Origin of the sequence: Caldicellulosiruptor changbaiensis, assembly GCF_003999255.1 — a bacterium.
GTDB lineage: Bacteria > Bacillota > Thermoanaerobacteria > Caldicellulosiruptorales > Caldicellulosiruptoraceae > Caldicellulosiruptor > Caldicellulosiruptor changbaiensis.
This window is the reverse complement of the sequence record NZ_CP034791.1, coordinates 1,341,202-1,361,828: the sequence shown is the minus strand read 5'-3', so window position 1 is coordinate 1,361,828 and position 20,627 is coordinate 1,341,202. Positions and strand designations below refer to the sequence as shown.

The 20,627-nt window shown below is 35.9% G+C and carries 21 protein-coding genes; 16 read left to right on the top strand and 5 right to left on the bottom strand.

The features are described from left to right. Nucleotides 1-41: 41 nt before the first annotated feature. From ELD05_RS06615 to ELD05_RS06540, 16 genes are all read left to right on the top strand, one after another. The gene (locus ELD05_RS06615; RefSeq protein WP_241243648.1) at nucleotides 42-329 is read left to right on the top strand and encodes a DUF5665 domain-containing protein; all 288 of its coding nucleotides are present in this window, start codon (nucleotides 42-44) and stop codon (nucleotides 327-329) included. A gap of 33 nt (nucleotides 330-362) precedes the next feature. Further along, nucleotides 363-998 carry a TraR/DksA C4-type zinc finger protein gene (locus tag ELD05_RS06610; RefSeq protein WP_127351809.1) on the top strand — a complete coding sequence of 212 codons (636 nt, stop codon included), beginning with the start codon at nucleotides 363-365 and terminating at the stop codon, nucleotides 996-998. An 87-nt stretch (nucleotides 999-1,085) separates the two neighbouring features. Continuing rightward, nucleotides 1,086-1,544, top strand: coding sequence for a signal peptidase II (gene lspA, locus ELD05_RS06605; protein WP_127351808.1), 459 nt, complete (start codon nucleotides 1,086-1,088; stop codon nucleotides 1,542-1,544). Continuing rightward, nucleotides 1,541-2,443 carry an RluA family pseudouridine synthase gene (locus tag ELD05_RS06600; RefSeq protein WP_127352936.1) on the top strand — a complete coding sequence of 301 codons (903 nt, stop codon included), beginning with the start codon at nucleotides 1,541-1,543 and terminating at the stop codon, nucleotides 2,441-2,443. Before lspA ends, ELD05_RS06600 begins: the two co-directional genes overlap by 4 nt. A gap of 229 nt (nucleotides 2,444-2,672) precedes the next feature. Continuing rightward, entirely contained in the window at nucleotides 2,673-3,221 is a 549-nt protein-coding gene (gene pyrR / locus ELD05_RS06595) for a bifunctional pyr operon transcriptional regulator/uracil phosphoribosyltransferase PyrR (protein WP_127351807.1), read from the top strand. Between the two features lie 28 nt (nucleotides 3,222-3,249). Then, nucleotides 3,250-4,635, top strand: a complete 1,386-nt coding sequence (gene uraA / locus ELD05_RS06590) for a uracil permease (protein ID WP_127351806.1) — start codon at nucleotides 3,250-3,252, stop codon at nucleotides 4,633-4,635. A gap of 53 nt (nucleotides 4,636-4,688) precedes the next feature. Continuing rightward, nucleotides 4,689-5,600 carry an aspartate carbamoyltransferase catalytic subunit gene (locus ELD05_RS06585; RefSeq protein WP_127351805.1) on the top strand — a complete coding sequence of 304 codons (912 nt, stop codon included), beginning with the start codon at nucleotides 4,689-4,691 and terminating at the stop codon, nucleotides 5,598-5,600. Between the two features lie 3 nt (nucleotides 5,601-5,603). After that, nucleotides 5,604-6,896 carry a dihydroorotase gene (locus ELD05_RS06580; RefSeq protein WP_127351804.1) on the top strand — a complete coding sequence of 431 codons (1,293 nt, stop codon included), beginning with the start codon at nucleotides 5,604-5,606 and terminating at the stop codon, nucleotides 6,894-6,896. Next, entirely contained in the window at nucleotides 6,890-7,807 is a 918-nt protein-coding gene (gene pyrF / locus ELD05_RS06575) for an orotidine-5'-phosphate decarboxylase (RefSeq protein ID WP_127351803.1), read from the top strand. The genes ELD05_RS06580 and pyrF overlap by 7 nt, the downstream gene beginning before the upstream one ends. Before the next feature lie 33 nt (nucleotides 7,808-7,840). Next, a complete protein-coding gene (carB, locus tag ELD05_RS06570) occupies nucleotides 7,841-11,071 on the top strand; it encodes a carbamoyl-phosphate synthase large subunit (protein ID WP_127351802.1) in 3,231 nt (1,076 codons plus the stop codon). Continuing rightward, nucleotides 11,052-11,816 carry a dihydroorotate dehydrogenase electron transfer subunit gene (locus ELD05_RS06565; RefSeq protein WP_127351801.1) on the top strand — a complete coding sequence of 255 codons (765 nt, stop codon included), beginning with the start codon at nucleotides 11,052-11,054 and terminating at the stop codon, nucleotides 11,814-11,816. The genes carB and ELD05_RS06565 overlap by 20 nt, the downstream gene beginning before the upstream one ends. Further along, the gene (locus ELD05_RS06560) at nucleotides 11,817-12,716 is read left to right on the top strand and encodes a dihydroorotate dehydrogenase (protein WP_127351800.1); all 900 of its coding nucleotides are present in this window, start codon (nucleotides 11,817-11,819) and stop codon (nucleotides 12,714-12,716) included. A 12-nt stretch (nucleotides 12,717-12,728) separates the two neighbouring features. Further along, a complete protein-coding gene (locus ELD05_RS06555; RefSeq protein WP_127351799.1) occupies nucleotides 12,729-13,457 on the top strand; it encodes a histidine phosphatase family protein in 729 nt (242 codons plus the stop codon). Further along, the gene (gene pyrE / locus ELD05_RS06550; protein WP_127351798.1) at nucleotides 13,450-14,025 is read left to right on the top strand and encodes an orotate phosphoribosyltransferase; all 576 of its coding nucleotides are present in this window, start codon (nucleotides 13,450-13,452) and stop codon (nucleotides 14,023-14,025) included. Before ELD05_RS06555 ends, pyrE begins: the two co-directional genes overlap by 8 nt. Nucleotides 14,026-14,301: 276 nt before the next feature. Continuing rightward, nucleotides 14,302-15,240 carry a transposase gene (locus tag ELD05_RS06545; protein WP_127350937.1) on the top strand — a complete coding sequence of 313 codons (939 nt, stop codon included), beginning with the start codon at nucleotides 14,302-14,304 and terminating at the stop codon, nucleotides 15,238-15,240. Nucleotides 15,241-15,370: 130 nt separating this feature from the next. Further along, on the top strand, nucleotides 15,371-15,796 hold the full coding sequence (locus ELD05_RS06540) for a zinc ribbon domain-containing protein (protein ID WP_241243647.1): 426 nt from the start codon (nucleotides 15,371-15,373) through the stop codon (nucleotides 15,794-15,796). 119 nt (nucleotides 15,797-15,915) lie between these two features. On the opposite strand, the gene ELD05_RS06535 is transcribed toward ELD05_RS06540, so the two are convergent. The 5 genes from ELD05_RS06535 to ELD05_RS06515 all read right to left on the bottom strand — a co-directional run bounded on the left by ELD05_RS06535 (nucleotide 15,916) and on the right by ELD05_RS06515 (nucleotide 20,422). Continuing rightward, a complete protein-coding gene (locus ELD05_RS06535; protein WP_127351797.1) occupies nucleotides 15,916-16,620 on the bottom strand; it encodes an ABC transporter ATP-binding protein in 705 nt (234 codons plus the stop codon). After that, nucleotides 16,613-17,383 carry an ABC transporter ATP-binding protein gene (locus ELD05_RS06530; RefSeq protein WP_127351796.1) on the bottom strand — a complete coding sequence of 257 codons (771 nt, stop codon included), beginning with the start codon at nucleotides 17,381-17,383 and terminating at the stop codon, nucleotides 16,613-16,615. Before ELD05_RS06530 ends, ELD05_RS06535 begins: the two co-directional genes overlap by 8 nt. A 1-nt stretch (nucleotide 17,384) precedes the next feature. Then, nucleotides 17,385-18,320: a branched-chain amino acid ABC transporter permease gene (locus ELD05_RS06525; protein WP_127351795.1), complete on the bottom strand. Its 936-nt coding sequence runs from the start codon at nucleotides 18,318-18,320 to the stop codon at nucleotides 17,385-17,387. Nucleotides 18,321-18,326: 6 nt separating this feature from the next. Beyond that, the gene (locus ELD05_RS06520) at nucleotides 18,327-19,211 is read right to left on the bottom strand and encodes a branched-chain amino acid ABC transporter permease (RefSeq protein ID WP_127351794.1); all 885 of its coding nucleotides are present in this window, start codon (nucleotides 19,209-19,211) and stop codon (nucleotides 18,327-18,329) included. Nucleotides 19,212-19,309: 98 nt separating this feature from the next. After that, complete coding sequence (locus ELD05_RS06515) at nucleotides 19,310-20,422, bottom strand: ABC transporter substrate-binding protein (RefSeq protein ID WP_408609371.1); 1,113 nt, start codon at nucleotides 20,420-20,422, stop codon at nucleotides 19,310-19,312. Nucleotides 20,423-20,627: the final 205 nt, after the last annotated feature.

Sequence of the window (20,627 nt, the reverse complement as noted above, 5' to 3'; positions counted from 1 at the left end):
ATAAAAAAGAGTAAAATCAACAAAATAATCAGTAGAAGAAGGTGAAGAAAGTGTACAAGGATGACCTTGAGAAAAAACTTCAAGACTTCATTCTTCAACTTGAAAGGATGAACCTTAATTACTATGTAGAATACTTGAAAAATCCAAAAAAGATTATCTGGCAAAACTTTTTATCGGGTGTTGCAAGGGGATTTGGCACAGCTTTTGGCTTTTCAATTTTAGGTGCACTACTTTTATATATTTTAAACTCTGTTGTAAAATACAACTTGCCGGTGATTGGTAGATACATTGCTGAGATTTTAAAATTTGTAAAGTTTTATATGAGATAAACTCTTAAATAAAAAAAGGGAGGTAATACCAAAATGACTCATGGAGAGCTTGAAAGATTTAAAACGTTGCTTCTTCAAAAGAAGGTTAAATATGAGAAAATGCTACAGACAAGCAAAGACAACCAAGTTGGCAATTTTAGTTCTTTTTATTCAAACGAGCTTTCAAACTATGATAATCATCCAGCTGACATGGCATCTGATCTGTATGAGGCAGAAAAGAATTTGAGCATGAAGGCTTCTGTTGAGCGAAAGCTCTACTTAGTAAATAAAGCACTTGAGAAGATTAAAAAGGGGATATATGGAATTTGCATTTCATGTAAAAAGGAAATTCCTTTAGAAAGGCTTGAGGCAATTCCATATACAGAATTTTGTATAGAGTGTGAAAAGAAGCATGAGAAGACAGAAAACTATAAAACTGATGCAAGACCTATTGAAGAAAAGGCAATGGGAAAACCATTTAACGATAAGTTTATTAGCGCTGGAGAAGAAGAACATGAAGGAGTAGATATATGGAATATTCTTGAAACCCATTCGAGCAGCAATGGCCCTCAGGATAATATGAAGACAAATTCAAAGGGTTATTACAAAAGGATAAATGAGATTGATGATATGGTAGAAGAGGTGGATAGACTTTCAAACAGAGACAGTAAGAAGATGTTTGGTGAATAAATAAATTTTGTCTTCTTTTAAAGCTTACATTTTGCTATACTAAAAAAAGATGCTACTTAAGCTTTAAATTATAGGAGAGGTTTTTCTTTGGTTTACTGGATTATTATTATGTTAACTTTTTTAATAGACCAATTCTCAAAATTTTTAATTGAAAAACACTTTCCATTAGGGTATTCTGAAGAGATGTTAAAACATTTATTGTGGCTGACATATGTTCAAAACACCGGTGGAGCTTTTTCAATACTTGAGGGAAAACAATTTATTTTCATTGTAGTTTCAATCATTTTAATTATTAGCTTGTTTTGGTTACTCATCTTTAAAAAATTGTCTAACCAAACCAAATTAGCAATAGCGCTTATCTTAGGCGGCGCTTTGGGGAATCTCTTTGATAGAATTTTCAGAGGATATGTTGTCGACTTTATTGATATAAAAATAATACCTGTGTTTAATATAGCGGACACATGCATAACAATCGGGGTTTTTGTTTTAGCATTGGAATTGCTAAAAGAAGGGAGAGGAGAGTTATTGCAGAAGAAAGGTATCTGACTGTTGAAGAGTTTGAAGGAAGAGTAGATGTATTTTTAGCAAAAGCACTTGATAAAACAAGAAGTTTTGTTCAAAAGATAATAGAAGGTGGAAACGTATGGGTAAACCAAAAACAAATAGTAAAGACTTCTCATAAGGTAAAAAGTGGAGACTTAATAAAGGTAGTAATACCTGATCCAGTGCCGGTAAATTTGACCCCTCAAGATATTGATATTGATATAGTATACGAAGATGAACACTTAGCAGTTATAAACAAGCCACAGGGGATGGTTGTTCATCCTGGTGCTGGAAACTATGATAACACGCTTGTCAATGCACTTTTGTACAGGTTTGAAGGGAAACTAAGCAGCATAAATGGTGTTATAAGACCGGGTATTGTTCACAGGCTTGACAAGGATACCTCAGGTCTTTTGATTGTTGCAAAGGCAAACGAGGCACATATAAAGCTTTCTGAAGCACTTAAAAATCACGAAATTAAAAGAGTTTATTTTGCAATCTGTGAAGGTGTATTAAAAGAAGACAGCGGGATAATAAACGCACCAATTGGCAGACATCCTGTAAACAGATTAAAAATGGCAGTTGTGCCAAACGGGAAAGAAGCAATAACATATTTTGAGGTTCTTGAGAAGTTTGATAAATATACATTTGTAAAGTTACGACTAAAAACTGGAAGAACGCATCAAATAAGAGTTCATATGTCCTATATAGGTCATCCTGTTGTTGGGGATAGTCTTTACGGAAGGGCAAAGAATGAATTTGGAGTCGAAGGTCAGCTGCTTCACGCAGGTGAGATAGAATTTGTCCATCCAATTGAGGGAAAGCTCATGCACTTTAAAGCTGAGCTTCCAGAGCATTTTAAAAAAATTCTTGAAACATTAAGAATGCGTAGCCTAAAATAGGAATTAATAGCATATAAAAACATAGACAAACTATACATTTTGGTGTTATAATAAATAAAAATTTAAGGTGAGAAAATTGAATACAAAGGCAAAGATAATATAGTGAGGACCTTTAAGCTGGCCCTGTGAGGCGGCAAGGTTGCAGAAAAAAGAGGGGTAAGTGTGTCAAAAAAGCTTCTTGCCAATTCACAGGCAGGAAGCTTTTTTTGTGAGTTTGGAGGTGAAATAAATGGAAAAATTTAAAGAAATTATGGATTCTGCCCAGATGAATAGAGCTTTAATAAGAATTTCTCATGAGATACTTGAGAAAAATAAAGGTATTGAGAATTTGTGCTTGGTTGGGATTCAAAGAAGAGGTGTGACCCTTGCAAAACGGATAAGAGATAATATTGAGAAAATAGAAGGTGTTAGACTGCCTTTGGGTATTCTTGACATAACTTTTTACAGAGATGATTTAAGTCTTTTGAGTGAACATCCAACTGTTAACTCTACTCAAATTGACTTTGATATCAACAACAAAAAGATTGTGCTGGTTGATGATGTCCTGTTTACTGGAAGAACTGTAAGGGCTGCAATTGAAGCACTTATGGACATGGGAAGACCCAAAATGATACAGCTTGCAGTTTTAATTGACAGAGGACATAGAGAACTTCCAATCAGAGCTGACTATGTGGGAAAGAATGTGCCTACATCAAGGCGCGAAATAGTTCATGTTTTAGTTGATGAGTTTGACAATGATAACAGAGTAATAATCGAACAGTTAGATAAAGAAATATAAAAATTTTCATTGGAAAGGAGAATTAAAGATGCACAGGGTTGTTCAAGTAGAAGAGAAGCTTCCTTTTTCAAAAACACTGCCACTTAGTCTTCAGCACCTTTTTGCAATGGTTGGTGCAACAATACTTGTGCCGATATTAGTAGGTTTAAGCCCGTCAGTGGCGCTATTTACAAGCGGTGTTGGGACAATCATCTATATACTTGTGACTAAAAACAAGGTTCCTGCCTATCTTGGTTCATCTTTCGCATATATAAATCCAATTATCACAGTTTCTGCTTCACTTGGCGGAAAGGAATATGCACTTGCTGGCTGTATTGCCTCAGGTGTTGTCTATTTAATTGTAGCTTTCTTGATATATCTGTTTGGTACAAAATGGATTGACAGAATTTTACCACCTGTTGTGGTTGGTCCGGTTGTTATGATAATTGGTCTTTCCTTGGCAAGAGCTGCAGCAGTCAAATCTGCAGGACTTTTCAAAGAGGTCATCAAGGATGGACAAATCTTAGAGGTTGCTGTAAATGTCATAAAAAGTCCTGTTTGCTGGGTTTCAATATTTACATTGCTTGTTGCAGTTTTTGGTTCGGTTTACTTCAAAGGGTTTTTCAAGGTAATCCCTGTGTTGATTGGACTTGTAAGTGGATACCTATTTGCATATATACTTGATTTGATTGGCATGAACACAGGACTTTTGAATTCCTTTTATCCAAACGGTAAATACGTACCGTTTTTAAATTATGAAGTAATCAGAAACGCAAAATGGATAGGTATTCCTCAGTTCACCTTCCCAAAATTTTCACTACCCGCTATCTTAGCAATTGCACCTATTGCAATTGTTACAATAACAGAACACATAGGTCATCTTCTTGTTACAAACAACGTTGTTGGAAGAGATTTCACAAAAGATCCTGGTCTTCACAGGTCTTTAGCAGGTGACGGACTTGCAACAATTGCAGCGGGCTTTTTTGGCGGTCCACCTAACACAACTTATGGAGAAAATATCGGTGTTATGGCAATAACAAAGGTTTATAGCACATGGGTGATTCTCTGGGCAGCTATAATTGCTATTCTTCTTTCGTTTGTACAAAAGCTCGGTGCTCTTATACAGGTTATCCCTGCACCAGTTATTGGTGGAATTAGTATTCTTCTCTTTGGAGTTATTGCTTCATCTGGCTTGAGAATGATGATTGAGAATAAAGTGGACCTTTCTCAAACCAGGAACTTGGTTATTGCATCAGTTATTCTCATAATTGGTGTTGGCGGTACAAGACTTAAATTTTTCAACATTGAGTTTGAAGGAATGGCTTTGGCAACATTCGTGGGGATTATATTAAATCTTCTTTTACCAGAGGCAAAGACAGTTTCAAAAGACGAGATTATTTCAGAATCAGGCATTGTTAATAGTGCAGAAATATAAGATGGGTAGGGTATTATCCCTACCTTTTTTATAAGCATTTGGAGGTGAATAATTTGAAACATCTGCTTGGGTTAAGAGAGCTATCAAAAGAGGAAATACTAAAGATTTTAAATCTTGCTAAGAATATGAAATTAATTTTAAAAAGTGAGACAAAAAAGACTCCTCACTTACAAGGATATTCTGTTGTGCTACTTTTTTATGAAAACAGTACACGTACAAGAACATCTTTTGAGCTTGCAGCAAAATTCATGAGCGCAAACACGACATCTATTTCTGTTGCAACAAGCAGCGTCCAAAAAGGCGAATCACTCCTTGACACAGTTAGAACCTTAGAAGCCTTGAAGACAGATGTTTTAATTGTACGCCACTCTGTGTCAGGTGCTGCTCATTTTATAGCAAAAAACTGTTCATTTTCGGTTATCAATGCGGGAGATGGAATGAACGAACATCCAACTCAAGCCTTGCTTGACATGTTTACAATAAGAGAAAGGCTTGGTAGGCTTGAAAATCTCAAGGTTGCTATAATTGGCGATATTCTCCACAGCCGAGTTGCAAGAAGTAACATCTGGGGACTCAAAAAATTTGGAAATGAAATAACAGTATATGGTCCCCAGACACTTTTACCACCCTTCATAGACAAGTTTGCAAATGTTGCCTCATCTTTAGAAGAAGCAGTAGCCGACAAGGATGTAGTAATTGACCTTAGAATTCAGCTTGAGAGACAAAAAAGAGGATTGATTACTTCAAAATACGAATACTACAAGTTCTTCGGTCTGAATGAAAATATCTCTAAGTTTATTTCAAAAGATACTCTCATTATGCATCCCGGTCCTGTAAACAGGGGAATTGAGATATCTTCTGATATTATGAACCTTCCAAACTGTACAATTGAAGAGCAAGTGACAAACGGAATTGCTGTGCGAATGGCAGTATTATATCTCTGTACGCGAAAGGAGGCAAGTTAAGAGGTGATATTAATTAAAAATGCTAATATTATAAATGGTTTTGATAAAAACATCCAAAGAGCTGATATTTTAATCGTGAATGACAAAATAGAAAAAATTGGGATAGACATTAAGATACAAAATCCAGATTTGCAGACAATAGACGCATCTGGCAAGTACGTTATGCCAAGCTTTACTGACATTCACTGTCATCTCAGAGATCCCGGTTTTGAATACAAAGAGGATATAAGAAGTGGAAGTTTAAGTGCTGCAGCAGGTGGGTTTACGACAATCTGCTGCATGCCAAACACAAACCCGCCTATTGATAACAGAGCGATGGTAGCATATGTGCGACACCGTGCAAAGGAAGTGTCACCTATTGAGGTTTTGCCAATTGGTGCAATCACAAGAGGACTAAATGGAGAGGAGCTTTCCGAAATTGGTTTTATGAAGGAAGAAGGGATAGTAGCAATCTCAGATGATGGAAAGTGTGTCATGAACGCAAATTTAATGAGAAATGCTCTTTTGTACGCAAAGGATTTCTCAATTCCTGTGATTTCCCACTGTGAGGATACAAATCTATCTGAAGGTGGGCAAATGAATCTGGGACTTGTTTCAACCATGCTTGGACTTAGAGGAATTCCACGCGAAGCAGAGTCTATTGTTGTTGCAAGAGACATCCTTCTTGCAAAAGAGACAAAAGCACATCTGCACATAACTCATGTGTCTACTAAAGAGTCGGTAGAGCTTATAAGAAAGGCAAAGGAATGGGGCGTAAATGTAACTTGTGATACATGCCCTCATTACATCAGTCTTACTGAAGAAGAGGTTATAGGTTTTAATACAAATGCAAAGGTAAATCCTCCTCTTAGAACTGAGGAAGATGTGGAGGCATTGATTGAGGCTATAAAGGAGGGGGTTATTGACTGCATTACAACTGACCATGCACCTCATCACAAGGACGAAAAGAATGTAGAGTTTAACCTTGCACCAAGTGGAACAATTGGTTTTGAAACAGCTTTTGCAGTGCTCTACACCTACCTTGTAAAAAACAGAGGATTTGAGATTTCAAAATTGGTTGAGCTGCTTAGCATAAATCCAAGAAGAATAATAAACCTAAAACCAAATACTATAAAAGAAAATCAAAAAGCAAACCTTGTGATAGTTGACCCAAATAGAGAGTGGGAAGTTAAAGAGGAGGATATTGTTTCAAAGTCAAAAAATAGTGTGTTTTTGGGCAAAAAACTTACCTCATATGTTGAGACGGTAATATATGAAGGAAAGATATTAAAGAAGGACGGTGAAATTAAGTGCTAAACTTCTCTGACAGGCTAATTGAAGCGATAAAAAAGAAAAACAGTGTACTTGTAGCTGGGATTGATACAACAGTAGAAAACATTCCAGATTATTTTATAAAAAAGTACTATGACAATGAAAAAAACGAAATAGAAAATCTAAAATATATACTCTTTGAATACAACAGAAGAATAATTGATGCAATTGAGGAGAATATAGTTGGTGTGAAATTCCAAGCAGCATTTTTTGAGCAGTACTCATACTATGGCATAGAGGTGCTTCATAAACTCATCCAATATGCGCAAAACAAAAAGTTAATTGTAATCTTTGATGGCAAAAGAAACGACATTTCAAGCTCAGCTAAGGGTTATTCTAATGCCTACATTGGCGAAACAGCCTTGTTTGACAAGAAAATAAAGTTCTTTGACTGTGATGCAATGACGGTAAACCCTTATCTTGGTGAGGATGGAATAAAGCCATTTGTAGAAGACTGTGAAAGATTCAAAAAAGGTCTTTTTGTGCTTGTAAAAACTTCAAACCCTTCATCTAAAGACTTTCAAGATTTAATTGTTGATGGCAAGTACCTTTTTGAAAAGGTAGCTGAAAAGGTACATGAGTGGGGGGCAAGCTGCAAAGGTAAACATGGCTACTCAGATATCGGCGCAGTTGTTGGCGCAACACAACCACAAGCAGCAAGAATAGTAAGGTCAATCCTTCCAAACTCTTTCCTGCTCATTCCCGGAATTGGAGTACAAGGTGGGAAAATTGAGGACTTAAAATATTTCCTTGACAAAAACAAAATGGGAATTATAGTAAACTCATCACGTGACATAATATACGCATATAAAAATCACATACATTCAGACTTTGAAAAAAGCAGCTTTATCGCATCAAAGAATCTTAAGGAAAGTATAAATAGCGTAATTAACTAATGCGAAATTTTTTAAAAGAGGTGAGAATATAAAGTGCCACTGAGAAAGGACATAAAAAAGGTTTTGGTAATAGGTTCTGGTCCAATAATAATTGGTCAGGCTGCCGAATTTGACTATTCAGGAAGCCAAGCATGTAAGGCTTTAAAAGAAGAAGGAATAGAAGTGGTCCTGATTAATTCGAACCCCGCAACTATTATGACAGATAAAACCATGGCAGACAGCATCTATATTGAACCAATAAACTGCGAAATAATAGAAAAGATAATTCAAAAGGAAAAGGTTGACTCTATATTGCCAACCTTAGGTGGTCAGACAGGTCTTAACATTGCAGTTGAGCTTTACAAAAGCGGAATTCTGGATAAGTATAACGTGAAAGTGATTGGCACAAACATTGAGGCAATAGAATTTGCCGAGGATAGGCAGCTTTTTAAAGAACTCATGATAAAGATTGGGGAACCTGTTGTGCCAAGTGAGGTTGTCACTTCTGTTGAGGATGGACTTAAATTTGTCGAGAAGATTGGATTTCCAGTTATAATAAGACCTGCTTACACACTTGGCGGGACAGGCGGTGGCATTGCAAACAACAAAGAAGAGTTTGTTGAGATTGCAAGAAGAGGGCTTACCTACAGTCCGGTGTCACAGATATTGGTTGAAAAAAGCATAAAAGGCTGGAAAGAAATAGAGTATGAGGTTATGCGCGATTCAAACGGCTGTCTTATTACTGTGTGCAATATGGAAAACATTGATCCTGTTGGTATTCACACAGGTGACAGTATTGTTGTTGCACCATCCCAAACACTTTCTGATAAAGAGTATCAGATGCTGCGTTCATCTGCCTTAAAGATTATTGATGCACTAAAGATTGAAGGTGGTTGTAACGTTCAATTTGCTCTAAATCCTGACAGCTTTGAGTATGCAGTAATTGAAGTAAATCCAAGGGTAAGCAGATCCTCAGCTCTTGCTTCTAAAGCGACCGGATACCCCATTGCAAGAATTGCAGCAAAGATTGCACTTGGTTTTACGCTTGATGAGATAGAAAATGCTATCACAAAGATGACTTATGCAAGCTTTGAACCAGCTCTTGACTATGTTGTGTTGAAAATTCCACGCTGGCCTTTTGACAAGTTTACGTATGCAAACCGAAAGCTGGGGACACAGATGAAAGCAACAGGAGAAGTAATGTCGATTGGAAGGACATTTGAAGAAAGTCTTCTCAAAGGTATAAGGTCACTTGACATTGGTGTTGACAGTTTGGATTTGCCTGAGCTAAAGAATTTTAGTAATGATGAGCTGAAAGAATTAATAAAAGAGGCAGATGACAGGAGAATCTTTGCTTTGGCTGAAGCTTTGAGAAGAGAGTTTACTATTGATGAGATTTATGAGCTTTGCAAAGTTGATAAGTTCTTTTTATATAAGATTAAAAACATCATTGATATGGAAAACAGGATTAAAAATGAAAAAAGTCTCAATAGCGAGCTTTTATTCTTTGCGAAAAAGATGGGGTTTAGCGACAAAACAATTGCAAGCTTGAGAGGTAGCACTGAAAGTGAAATAAGAAGTCTTAGAAAAAGTTTTAACATAAGGCCTGTTTACAAGATGGTAGACACTTGTGCTGCTGAGTTTGAAGCAAAGACGCCTTACTATTACTCAACTTATGAAAAAGAAAACGATATAATTCATGATCAAAAACTTGAATTTTCTAAAAAGATAGTTGTGCTTGGGTCAGGTCCAATTAGAATTGGTCAAGGGATTGAGTTTGACTATACCTCCGTACACAGCGTATACACTCTCTCAAAACTTGGAATAAAATCTGTAATAATAAACAATAATCCAGAAACTGTAAGCACCGACTTTGACACATCAGATATGCTATTTTTTGAGCCTTTGACAAAAGAGGATGTTTTAAATGTAATTGAAGAGCTTTCTGCTGATGGTGTGATAGTACAGTTTGGTGGACAGACTGCAATAAAGCTTTCTCAAGAGCTTGCAAAAGAGGGAGTTAGAATATTTGGAACAAGTGCAGAAGGGATAGACATTGCAGAGGATAGAGAAAGGTTTGATAAAATATTAAACAAGTTAAATATAAGACGTCCACCCGGCTTTACTTGCTATAATGTGGATGAGGCTCTTGAGATAGCAAACAAACTAAAATATCCCGTTTTAGTCCGACCTTCGTATGTCCTTGGTGGGCAGGGTATGAAGATTGCGTTTGATGATAATGACATCATTGAGATGCTAAGCTATGCAAAAAATCTCAATGAACATCCTATTTTAATTGACAAATATATAGTTGGAAAAGAAATAGAGGTTGATGCGATATCTGACGGTGAGGATATTTTAATCCCGGGAATAATGGAGCATATTGAAAGAGCAGGTGTCCACTCAGGTGACAGTATCTCCTTGTACCCTGCAAGAAATATCTCAAAATATATAGAAAACTTGATTGTCAAATACACTCAGGATATAGCAAGGGAGCTAAAGTGCAAAGGGCTTATCAACGTCCAGTTCATAGTCCAAAACGAGGAGCTTTATGTGATAGAGGTAAATCCAAGAGGAAGTAGAACTGTGCCATTCCTTAGCAAAGTCACAGGTGTGCCGATGGTTGAACTTGCAACAAAGGTAAGTTTGGGTTATAAATTGAAGGATTTAGTAAACACAGTGGGACTTTTGCCCAAAAAAGATTTTTACGCTTTCAAGGTACCTGTGTTTTCGTTTGAAAAACTGCCTGACGTTGAGGTGTCATTAGGACCAGAGATGAAATCAACGGGCGAGGTAATGGGAATATCAAAAGATTATCATATTGCCCTCTACAAAGGACTTATTGCAGCAGGGATAAAACTTCCTCTGACAGGTGGTGTGCTTTTCACAGTTGCCGACCCTGACAAGAATGAGATAATTCCTATTGCTGAGAAGTTTGAGAAGCTCGGGTTTAAGATATATGCAACATCCAAAACAGCAAAACACCTTAATTACTATCAGGTTGCTGCAAACTATGTCAGAAAAGTTTCAGAAGGAAGCCCTAACATAATAGATTTGATAAGAAGTGGTAGAATAAACATTGTCATAAATACTCCAACAAAGGGAAGACAGCCTCAAAGAGATGGGTTTTTAATCAGAAGGTTTGCAGTTGAAAACAAAGTTCCAATCTTTACATCTGTTGACACGGCAAAGGCTGCTGTTGAGATAATTGAGTTTATAAAACAAAAGAAAGAACTTGACATTTTCAATATAGGAGAGATTGACAATGAAGCTATTAGACGTTGAGATAGCTGAAAATAAAATGATTGCAAATGGAATATATCTTCTTTCTTTTGAGTCAGAGTACTTAGCAAATGCATTCAAACCAGGAAATTTTGTAAATATCCTTGTTGAGAAAGATTCAATATATCCGCTATTAAGACGTCCTTTTAGCATTTCATTTGTAAAAGAAAATAAAGTGTTTATTGGATATAAAGTAGTAGGCAGAGGTACTCAGATTCTCTCTCAGAAGAAAAAAGGTGACACGATAAACGTGTTAGGTCCTCTTGGCAATTCATTTTTGGTTGACAGGTTTGATGGCAAAGTAGCAGTGGTGGGGGGAGGTGTGGGGATTTTCCCACTTCTTTCCCTCTGCCATGAGCTAAAAAAGGCTAGAAATGAAGTAGATGTTTTTCTTGGATTTAGAAGCAGAAGCGATTTGTTTTTTGTAGAGGAGTTTAAAGAAGTCTCAGACAATCTTTTTATATCAACAGATGATGGTAGTATAGGTTATAAGGGGAATGCAGTTGAGGTCTTTAAAACAAAAATTGAAGAAGAGAATTACAAAGTGGCGTTTTCATGTGGACCCAAACCGATGTTAAGTGCTCTCAAGTCTTTGAACTTGACGTTTAAATGCTATATCTCGCTGGAGGAGAAAATGGCGTGTGGAATTGGTGCATGTCTTTGTTGTAGTATTAAAGGAAAAGATGGCAATATGCTACATGTGTGTTCAGACGGTCCTGTTTTTGATATAATGGAGGTAGAGATATAAATGTTAGAAGTCGAAATAAGCGGTGTAAAGCTCAAAAATCCTATAATTGCTGCCTCAGGGACATTTGGATTTGGTCGTGAATTTTCAAGACTGATTGACTTGAATCTATTTGGAGGAATTTCGACAAAAGGAATAACTCTCAAAAAACGTGCTGGAAACCCTCAGCCAAGACTGTGTGAGGTCTACGGCGGGATAATAAATTCAGTTGGGCTTGAAAACCCGGGAGTTGAAGCATTTATAAAGGAGGAGCTTCCTTTTTTAAGAAGGTTTGATACAAAAATAATTGCTAACATTAACGGTTTTAACAAAGAAGAATTTATAGAACTTGCAAAAATATTAAGTCCATTTGTAGACATGATAGAAGTAAACCTGTCGTGTCCCAATGTAAAAGAAGGAGGTATGATATTTGGAAAGGACCCCAATAGAGTTTATGAAATAACAAGAGAAGTAAAGAAAGTATCTTCGTGCCCCATAATAGTAAAACTGACACCAAATGTCACAGATATCACAGAGCTTGCTAAAGCAGCAGAAAAAGCAGGAGCAGATGCAATTTCACTTATAAACACCATATCTGCTATGGCAATTGACATTGAAACAAGAAGACCTCTTATTAAGATGGTAACAGGTGGACTTTCTGGTCCTGCAATAAAACCGATTGCCGTAAGGATGGTGTATGAGTGTTTCCAAAAAGTCAATATACCTATTATTGGAATGGGCGGAATCATGAATTATAAGGATGCAATAGAGTTCTTTTTGGCTGGTGCTACTGCCATTCAGATTGGCACAGTGAATTTTGTAAACCCTAATGCTGTTTCAGAAATAAAAGAAGGAATCGAAAACTATCTAAAAGATCATGGTTTTGAGTCAGTTAAGGACTTAGTTGGCAATATTATTATTTGAGGTGACCCAAAAATGTCAAAGACTGTTATTTATCTTATACGTCATGCAGAGGCTGAAGGAAATTTCATTAGAAGGTTTCATGGCATAACAGATTCAAATGTGACTGAAAAAGGAAAGCTCCAAGCTCAAAGGCTTGCTGAGCGTCTGAAAAATGTCCATTTTGATGTTATATATTCAAGCCCTCTTAAAAGGGCACTTTATACTGCTCAGCAGATAGCAAAGGGAAGAGATATTGAGATAATAACAAGAGCAGACTTAGTTGAGATAAACGGAGGAGATTGGGAAGACAGGTGCTGGGATGAACTTCCTATTTTGTACCCAAAAGAATATGAACTGTGGGAAAAACGACCGCATGAGCACTGTATGCCAAATGGAGAGAGTATGTATGAACTTTATCTTCGCGCCATTTCTGGTTTTGAAAATATTGTAAAGACGAATATTGGAAAATGTGTATGTATAGTAACCCATGGGACATTAATTCGTGCACTTTTGACATACATAAAAGGATATGAGTTTGAAAGGCTAAACGAAATCTTGTGGCAGGATAACACTGCAATAAATATAATTGAATACGAATACAAGGATAACAGATATAACCTGCTTGTAGAAGGTGACTGGTCACACTTGGGTGAAGAGCTTTCTACTATTGCCTATCAAGATTGGTGGCAACAGTTTTTGAAAGAGAGAGGAATTTGCGATAGCAATATCAATATTATCGAAAGGAGAGAAAGATATGAATGAATCAGCTTATCTTCAGATGTTTAAAGACACAGACGCACTTTTAGAAGGTCATTTTTTATTGACATCGGGAAAACATAGCTCAAAATATCTGCAGTGTGCAAAGATATTGCAATATCCAAACCTTGCAGACGCAATTTGTAAAGACCTTGCTAAAAACTTTGTAGGGCAAGAAATTGATGTTGTAATTGGACCTGCAATAGGAGCAATTATCTTATCATATGAACTTGCAAGACAGCTAAATTGCCGTTCTATCTTTGCAGAAAGAGAAGATGGAATAATGAAGCTTCGCCGCGGTTTTAAGATTGAAGAAGGTGAAAAGGTATTAGTTGTAGAAGATGTCATTACAACAGGTGGCTCTGTGAAAGAAATAATAGAAATAGTCAAGGAAAACGGAGGAGAAATTGTTGGAGTTGCAGGAATTGTTGATAGAAGTGGCGGTAAGTTGGATTTGGGATATCCTTTAAAGACACTTTTGACTCTTGAAATTGAAACTTACGAGCCAGATGACTGCCCTCTTTGCAGGGAAGGAATTCCTATTGTAAAGCCAGGGAGTAGAAAGATGAAATGAAAATAATGCCTTTAAATAGAAAATAAGGCAAGGTCGACCACAACCAAAGAGCCATAGGTTGGACTTATTTTTCTAAATTTGAGAAAATAAAAGTTTCAAAAGATATTTGAAATGTAAAACTCTAATTTGGGAAAATCATAAAAAATAAATAGAGGTTGTTGAATAAAAGAAATAACCATATAAAGTAAACATAGTAACAAATGAAAAAAACCCCTTGTGTTATAATTTAATTTAAGAGAAAACCACAACAAAACACAAGGGGGAAAAGATATACTCATGAATATTAAAGCACAAAATAAGAAATTTTTAAAGCTACTTTTTGTAGTGAAAAAGGTTACTGAAGCTCTGACAAGGAGAATAAAGCACAATAGAAGAGGACGCCCAAGGAAATTTAATTTGTTTCAAATAATAGCTTGTCTGGTTTACAAAGTTAAGAAGGGGATAAAGAGTTTCAGAGAATTAGAATATCGAATAAATCAAGACACAGAGTTTAAGCAAGTAGTAGGTATAGAAGAAAGTCCGGACTATTCATATTTTGCGAAGTTGTCAAGAAAAATAGAAAAAGAATACATGCAAGATATAAAAGACATATTAATAGCTAAGATAGAACCTGATATGAGTATAGCGATAGTAGATTCTACACCTTTGAGAAGTGCCAAAAATGATTCAGAAGCAAAAATAGGTATACATATTACAATAGGATTTTACAGGGGATACAAATTACATCTTTTGTGTACAGGTAAAGAAGAAGTAATACCACTTTTCTGGATTTTAACAGGGGCAAATGAACATGACTCAAGACAAGAAGAGCTTTTATATAGGGCATGGGGCTTTGGCTGTGAGATTGTATTAGCAGATGCGGGATACGATTGTAGCAGATGGTTTAATATAGCAAATGAGCTTAAGGTTAAATTTGTTGCTGGGATAAACAAAAGAAACATGAAAGATAAAAACAATGTTAAGAATGTTTTTAGAAGAAATAACATAAGATTTTTAGAAACTGAAGAGGGCAAAAAGCTATACAAGCATAGAACAAAGATTGAAAGACTATTTAGTAAATTAAAAGGTGAATATAATCTTGAGAATGTAAGGCTCAGGAGGTTTAAGAATTATAAAAGGTATATTGATTGGATACTAATTACTTTTTTGTTTGAGCAACTTCTCAGAAAAGTAGAAGGTAAGAAGTTTTCTTTCGCATATGAATGGAATCAATAACTTTTGCTCATTTTATGTATTATTGGTAATAATTTTTATTCAACAACCTAAAAATAAATAATAAAATTTGAAAATAAGATTGACAATTTGTAAATAAAATGATAGAATTTCCATAGTTAATATAGAGAAAATGGAGAAAACAAAATTGAAAATATGCCCTAAATGCAATGAATTGAATGGTGAAAATAGAACAGAATGTTGGAAATGTGGAGCAATTTTAGGGCCAGTAGACAAGTATAAAAAAATATGTCCAAGATGTGGTTTGATATATTCTCAGAGGTCTGAGATATGTGATAAATGTGGTGGAAGATTATCGGTTTATGATGGAAGTACTGATTATAAATTTTCGGGAACTGATAATAGTGGTTGTTGGTTATATATTGTCTCAATATTATTTCCTTTAATTGGTATAATTTTGGGTTGTATATACATCGCAAGAAGGGAAGATGACTTAGGAAAATCTTTAATTATAACAAGCGTAGTTGTGATGGTCATTTCAACTTTAATAAGCCTTTTATTCGTAAGTTGTACTTCTACATCGTTATTGAATACATAAATTTATTTGAGCGAATTGTCATATTCATAAAAACATAAGAAAGAAACAGGGCTTTTTCAGAATTTTTATTTTATAAAAACCCTGTTTCTTTCTTTATAATGTGCTTCTTATTTGTAAATTTAGCCACCTAAGTATGCTTTTTTAACCTCAGGATTCGCTGCAATCTCTTTTGCATCTCCGGATAAAACAATTTTACCTGTCTCTATTACATACGCCCTGTCTGCGATTGAAAGTGCCATGTGGGCATTCTGTTCAATCAAAAGTATAGTTGTGCCTTGCGAGTTTATTTCTTTTATTATTTTAAATATCTCAGTCACAAGTATAGGTGCCAAACCCATTGAAGGTTCATCAAGCAAAAGTAACTTTGGCCTTGACATTAGTGCTCTTCCGATTGCAAGCATCTGCTGCTCTCCACCAGAGAGGGTACCAGCAAGCTGATTCTTTCTCTCATATAACCTTGGAAATCTCTCAAACACCTTTTTCAAATCTTCTTTTATTCCTTGCTTGTCCTTTCTCAAGTACGCACCAAGCTCTAAATTTTCAAGAACAGTCATCTCTGGAAAGACGCGTCTTCCTTCTGGCACATGCGAAATTCCGAGCTTTACAATTTCCATCGATGACTTTTTTGTTATATCAGTATCTTCAAAATAGATTGAACCTGTACGTGGTCTTATAAGACCAGAGATTGTTTTGAGCAGGGTAGACTTTCCTGCACCATTTGCACCAATTAATGTGACAATCTCACCTTTTTGAACTTCTAATGATACCGAAAACAAGGCCTGTATGGCTCCATAATAAACATCTATTCCATTTACCTTAAGCAAATTCTAAGTCCCCCTCTCCAAGGTATGCTTCAATTACGCGAGGGTTGTTTTTGACATCTTCAGGTGCGCCAACAGCAATTACTTCGCCATAGTCAAGCACGTATATCTTTTCGCATATATCCATTACAACAGACATATCATGTTCAATTAATAAAATTGTGAGGTCAAATTTGTCCTTTATGAATCTAATCAGGTTTTTCAGCTCCTGTGTTTCTTGAGGATTCATCCCTGCTGCTGGCTCATCTAACAAAAGCAGTCTCGGCGATGTTGCAAGAGCACGAACAATCTCAAGTTTTCGTTGCTCACCATATGGTAAATTTTTAGCAAGCTCATACCTTTTATCATATAAATTGAATATCTTTAAAAGCTCTTCGGCTTTTTTGTGATTTTCCGCCTCTTCTTTTAGGAATCTTTTTGTCCTAAGGATTGCATCAAACAGGTTATAACCCACGTTTTTGTGAAAAGAGATTTTCACATTGTCAAGAACGCTCAGTTCTCTAAAAAGTCTTATATTCTGGAAAGTCCTTGAAATTCCCAAAGTAGATACCTGGTAAGTCTTTTTATAAGTTATATCATAGTTTGAAAATTCAACCTTGCCTGTGTTCGGATTATAAATACCTGATATAACATTGAACACAGTCGTCTTACCAGCACCATTAGGACCAATTAATCCTATTATTGAACCCTTTTCCACATCAATATTGACATTGTTCAGCGCTACAATTCCTCCAAAGTTGACTGTTACATTCTTTATTTTAAGCATCTTATCTATCACCACCAAGCATTGGAATAATTTTTGACAATTTAATCTCTTTTGTGCCCAAAAGACCCTGAGGTCTAAATAGCATAATGACAATTAGGATAAGCGAATATAAAATCATTCTAACTTCAGGATAATTTTGCAACAGCGCTGAGATTATAGTAAGTACAATAGCAGATATTATTGAACCTGAAATACTACCAAGTCCACCCAGTACAACAATTACTAATATGTCTATGGACTTAAAGAAGTTGAACATATCTGGCTGGATAAAACCAAACGAGCCAGAATAAACAGAGCCTGCAATACCTGCAAAAAATGCTCCTATCATAAAAGCTAAAACCTTATATAAGGTTGTGTTTATTCCCATAGCTTCTGCTGCAATTTCATCTTCTCTTATAGCAATCATAGCCCTTCCAAATGATGAGTTTATGATATTTAAGATTACAACAACAGTGATTACTGTAATTATAAAATATCCTGTCCAGTCAATTCCCTGAGGAATGTCGCTAATACCACTTGCTCCACCTAAATAGTCAATGTTTTGGATAATAACTCTTATAATTTCACCAAATCCTAAAGTTGCTATTGCAAGATAGTCGCCTCTTAGTCTCAAAACAGGAAGACCAATAAGAAGGCCACAAAGCATTGCTAAAAGTCCACCAATCAAAACTGTCAAGTAAAAGGGAAGAGGTTTTTCAAGGGTTGTCAGCACTGCTGTTGTATATGCACCAATTGCCATAAAACCTGCATGGCCAAGTGAAAACTGTCCAGTTATTCCATTTATCAAGTTTAGACTCACACCCAAAATGATGTTGAGCATTATCAAGAACAAGTTAAGTTTTATATAATCATCAATTACTCCAATTTTCATCAAAACTGTAACGATTACATAAATAGCAACCACAATCAGAAAGTAAACTAAAAACCTCTTTTTCATCCTTCTCTACACCTTCTCTTTTATATTTTTGCCAAGAAGTCCAGATGGTTTTAGAATCAAGATTAAAATCAAAAGGGCAAATGCAACAGCATCCTTGTACATAGAGCTACCATATCCACTCACAAGTGTCTCAATAACACCAAGAGAAAAGCCACCAAGCATAGCTCCCGGAATTATACCTATTCCACCAAAAACTGCTGCAATAAAGGCTTTAAGTCCAGGCAAAACTCCCATCAGAGGGTTTATTGTGTTATAGTAAAGACCAACCAGCACACCACCAGCTGCAGCCAAAGCAGAACCTATTGCAAAGGTATATGAGATTGTTGTGTCAACATTTATACCCATAAGCCTTGCTGCGTCCATGTCTTGGGATACAGCTCTCATTGCCTTGCCTATCTTTGTGTTTTTGACAATGAAGTTGAGAAGTAGCATGAGCAATACTGTGATTATCAGAAGATATATTTGCTTGCTGTTTACTACAACTTTGCCATGGAAAAGGTGATAATTTTTTTCATTCACAAGTCTTGGAAAAACTCTTGAATCAGCCCCCATCAAAAGCTGCATTAGATTTTCTAAAAAAAGTGATACACCAATTGCTGTGATCAAGGCAGAAATCCTGGGTGAATTTCGTAAAGGTTTATAAGCAAACTTTTCAATTAACATTCCTAAAAGTGCACAGAAAATCATTGAAATTATTAGTGCTGGTAAAAGACCTAACTTTAAATATGTAACACATAAAAAAGCGATATAAGCACCTACCATAAACACATCGCCATGAGCAAAGTTAATAAGTTTAATTATTCCGTAAACCATTGTATATCCAAGAGCAATCAGTGCATAGACACTTCCAAGTGTAATGCCGTTTATCAATTGCTGAATAAAAGTGGTCAACTTCCTATCACCTCTTTTTTGAAATAGAAATAAATAACATGACGGAAGGGGCGAAGATTGCCCCTTCCTCTTTTTAGTAGTTTATTTAGTCCTTATTTTTATGGATTTAACTTTTGTTTGAACATCTGAACGCCATTTTTAAGCTCTATTATAACAGCAGACTTTTCAGCATTATGATTCTTGTTTATATTCACAATTCCCGTTACACCAACAAAGTTTTTAGTGTTTTCAATAGCAGTTTTTAATCTTTCTCTGTCTTTCGCAATGCTATCAAACTTTAGGTTTGCTCTTTTGAGGGCGTCAGCAATAAAGTATCCCAAATCGTACCCAAGCGCAGCAAAAGCATTTGGTTCAGTATTGTATTTTTTCTTAAACTTATTTATAAACTCTTGAACCTTTGAATCTGTGTCCTGGGAAGAGTAGTGAGCAGAGAAGAATACGTTGTTAGCAAATTTTTTACCAGCCTTCTCAACAACTTTCGGATCATCAAAACCATCTCCACCCAGTATTGGCATATTCATACCAAGTTCGCGTGCTTGTTTTATAATAAGCCCTGCTTCATCATAGTAAACAGGGGCAAATATTACATCAGGTTTTTTGTCTCTTATCTTTGTAAGGATACTGCTAAAATCTTGTTCACCCTTTGCAAATGCTTCCTCGGCTACTATTTTACCGCCACCTTTTGTGAATGTCTGTTTAAAGTTTTTAAAAAGTCCTTTGCTATAGTCAGATGAAGCATCATAGATAATAGCAGCACTTTTGGCTTTCAATGTTTTGAGAGCGAAGTTTGCCATCACATTTCCTTGGAATGAATCGTTAAAACAAGTTCTAAAAACATAAGCCTTTGTCTTGCCGGTCCTTTCATCAACTGTGACAGTGTCGTCTGTTGCAGAAGGGGAGATAATCGGAACTTTGTACTTTGTTGCTGCAACTGCCGCTGATTTTGTCGCACCAGAGGTTGCAGGACCTAATATTGCCAGCACTTTTTCTCTCACAGCAAGCCTTGTTGCAACATTCTGGGCTTCTGTCTTGTCAGATTTGTTGTCAAGTATAACAAGCTCAATCTTTTTGCCGCCAACTCCACCTTTTTGGTTTATCTCGTCAATTGCAAGCTTTAACCCCTCAAGTTCTTTTTGTCCATACTGAGCAACTGCTTGCGAGAGCTCTAAATTCACACCTATCTTGATGGTTTTTGATGCAGCAAAGGACATGGAGAATATTGAAAGTACAAAAATTATTAAGGTACATACAACAAGAAGCTTTTTCACAGAAACTTCACACTCCTCTACATAAAATGTTTTTATAAAATTATAGCATAAAACATTTTTTTATTGAATACAAGTATTCAAATTGTACTTTTGTGAATGTGTAGACATAAGTTTATGAATGTTATAAAATTTGGAGGGGAAAGATTTG

Bases quoted from the DNA above. Each gene is read 5' to 3' on its own strand.
- ELD05_RS06540 (WP_241243647.1), top strand. From the start codon at position 15,371: ATGGAGAAAACAAAATTGAAAATATGCCCTAAATGCAATGAATTGAAT.
- pyrR (WP_127351807.1), top strand. From the start codon at position 2,673: ATGGAAAAATTTAAAGAAATTATGGATTCTGCCCAGATGAATAGAGCT.
- ELD05_RS06555 (WP_127351799.1), top strand. From the start codon at position 12,729: ATGTCAAAGACTGTTATTTATCTTATACGTCATGCAGAGGCTGAAGGA.
- ELD05_RS06525 (WP_127351795.1), bottom strand. From the start codon at position 18,320: ATGAAAAAGAGGTTTTTAGTTTACTTTCTGATTGTGGTTGCTATTTAT.
- ELD05_RS06530 (WP_127351796.1), bottom strand. From the start codon at position 17,383: ATGCTTAAAATAAAGAATGTAACAGTCAACTTTGGAGGAATTGTAGCG.
- pyrE (WP_127351798.1), top strand. From the start codon at position 13,450: ATGAATGAATCAGCTTATCTTCAGATGTTTAAAGACACAGACGCACTT.
- ELD05_RS06515 (WP_408609371.1), bottom strand. From the start codon at position 20,422: ATGTCCTTTGCTGCATCAAAAACCATCAAGATAGGTGTGAATTTAGAG.
- ELD05_RS06565 (WP_127351801.1), top strand. From the start codon at position 11,052: ATGAAGCTATTAGACGTTGAGATAGCTGAAAATAAAATGATTGCAAAT.
- uraA (WP_127351806.1), top strand. From the start codon at position 3,250: ATGCACAGGGTTGTTCAAGTAGAAGAGAAGCTTCCTTTTTCAAAAACA.
- ELD05_RS06610 (WP_127351809.1), top strand. From the start codon at position 363: ATGACTCATGGAGAGCTTGAAAGATTTAAAACGTTGCTTCTTCAAAAG.
- ELD05_RS06545 (WP_127350937.1), top strand. From the start codon at position 14,302: ATGAATATTAAAGCACAAAATAAGAAATTTTTAAAGCTACTTTTTGTA.
- ELD05_RS06560 (WP_127351800.1), top strand. From the start codon at position 11,817: ATGTTAGAAGTCGAAATAAGCGGTGTAAAGCTCAAAAATCCTATAATT.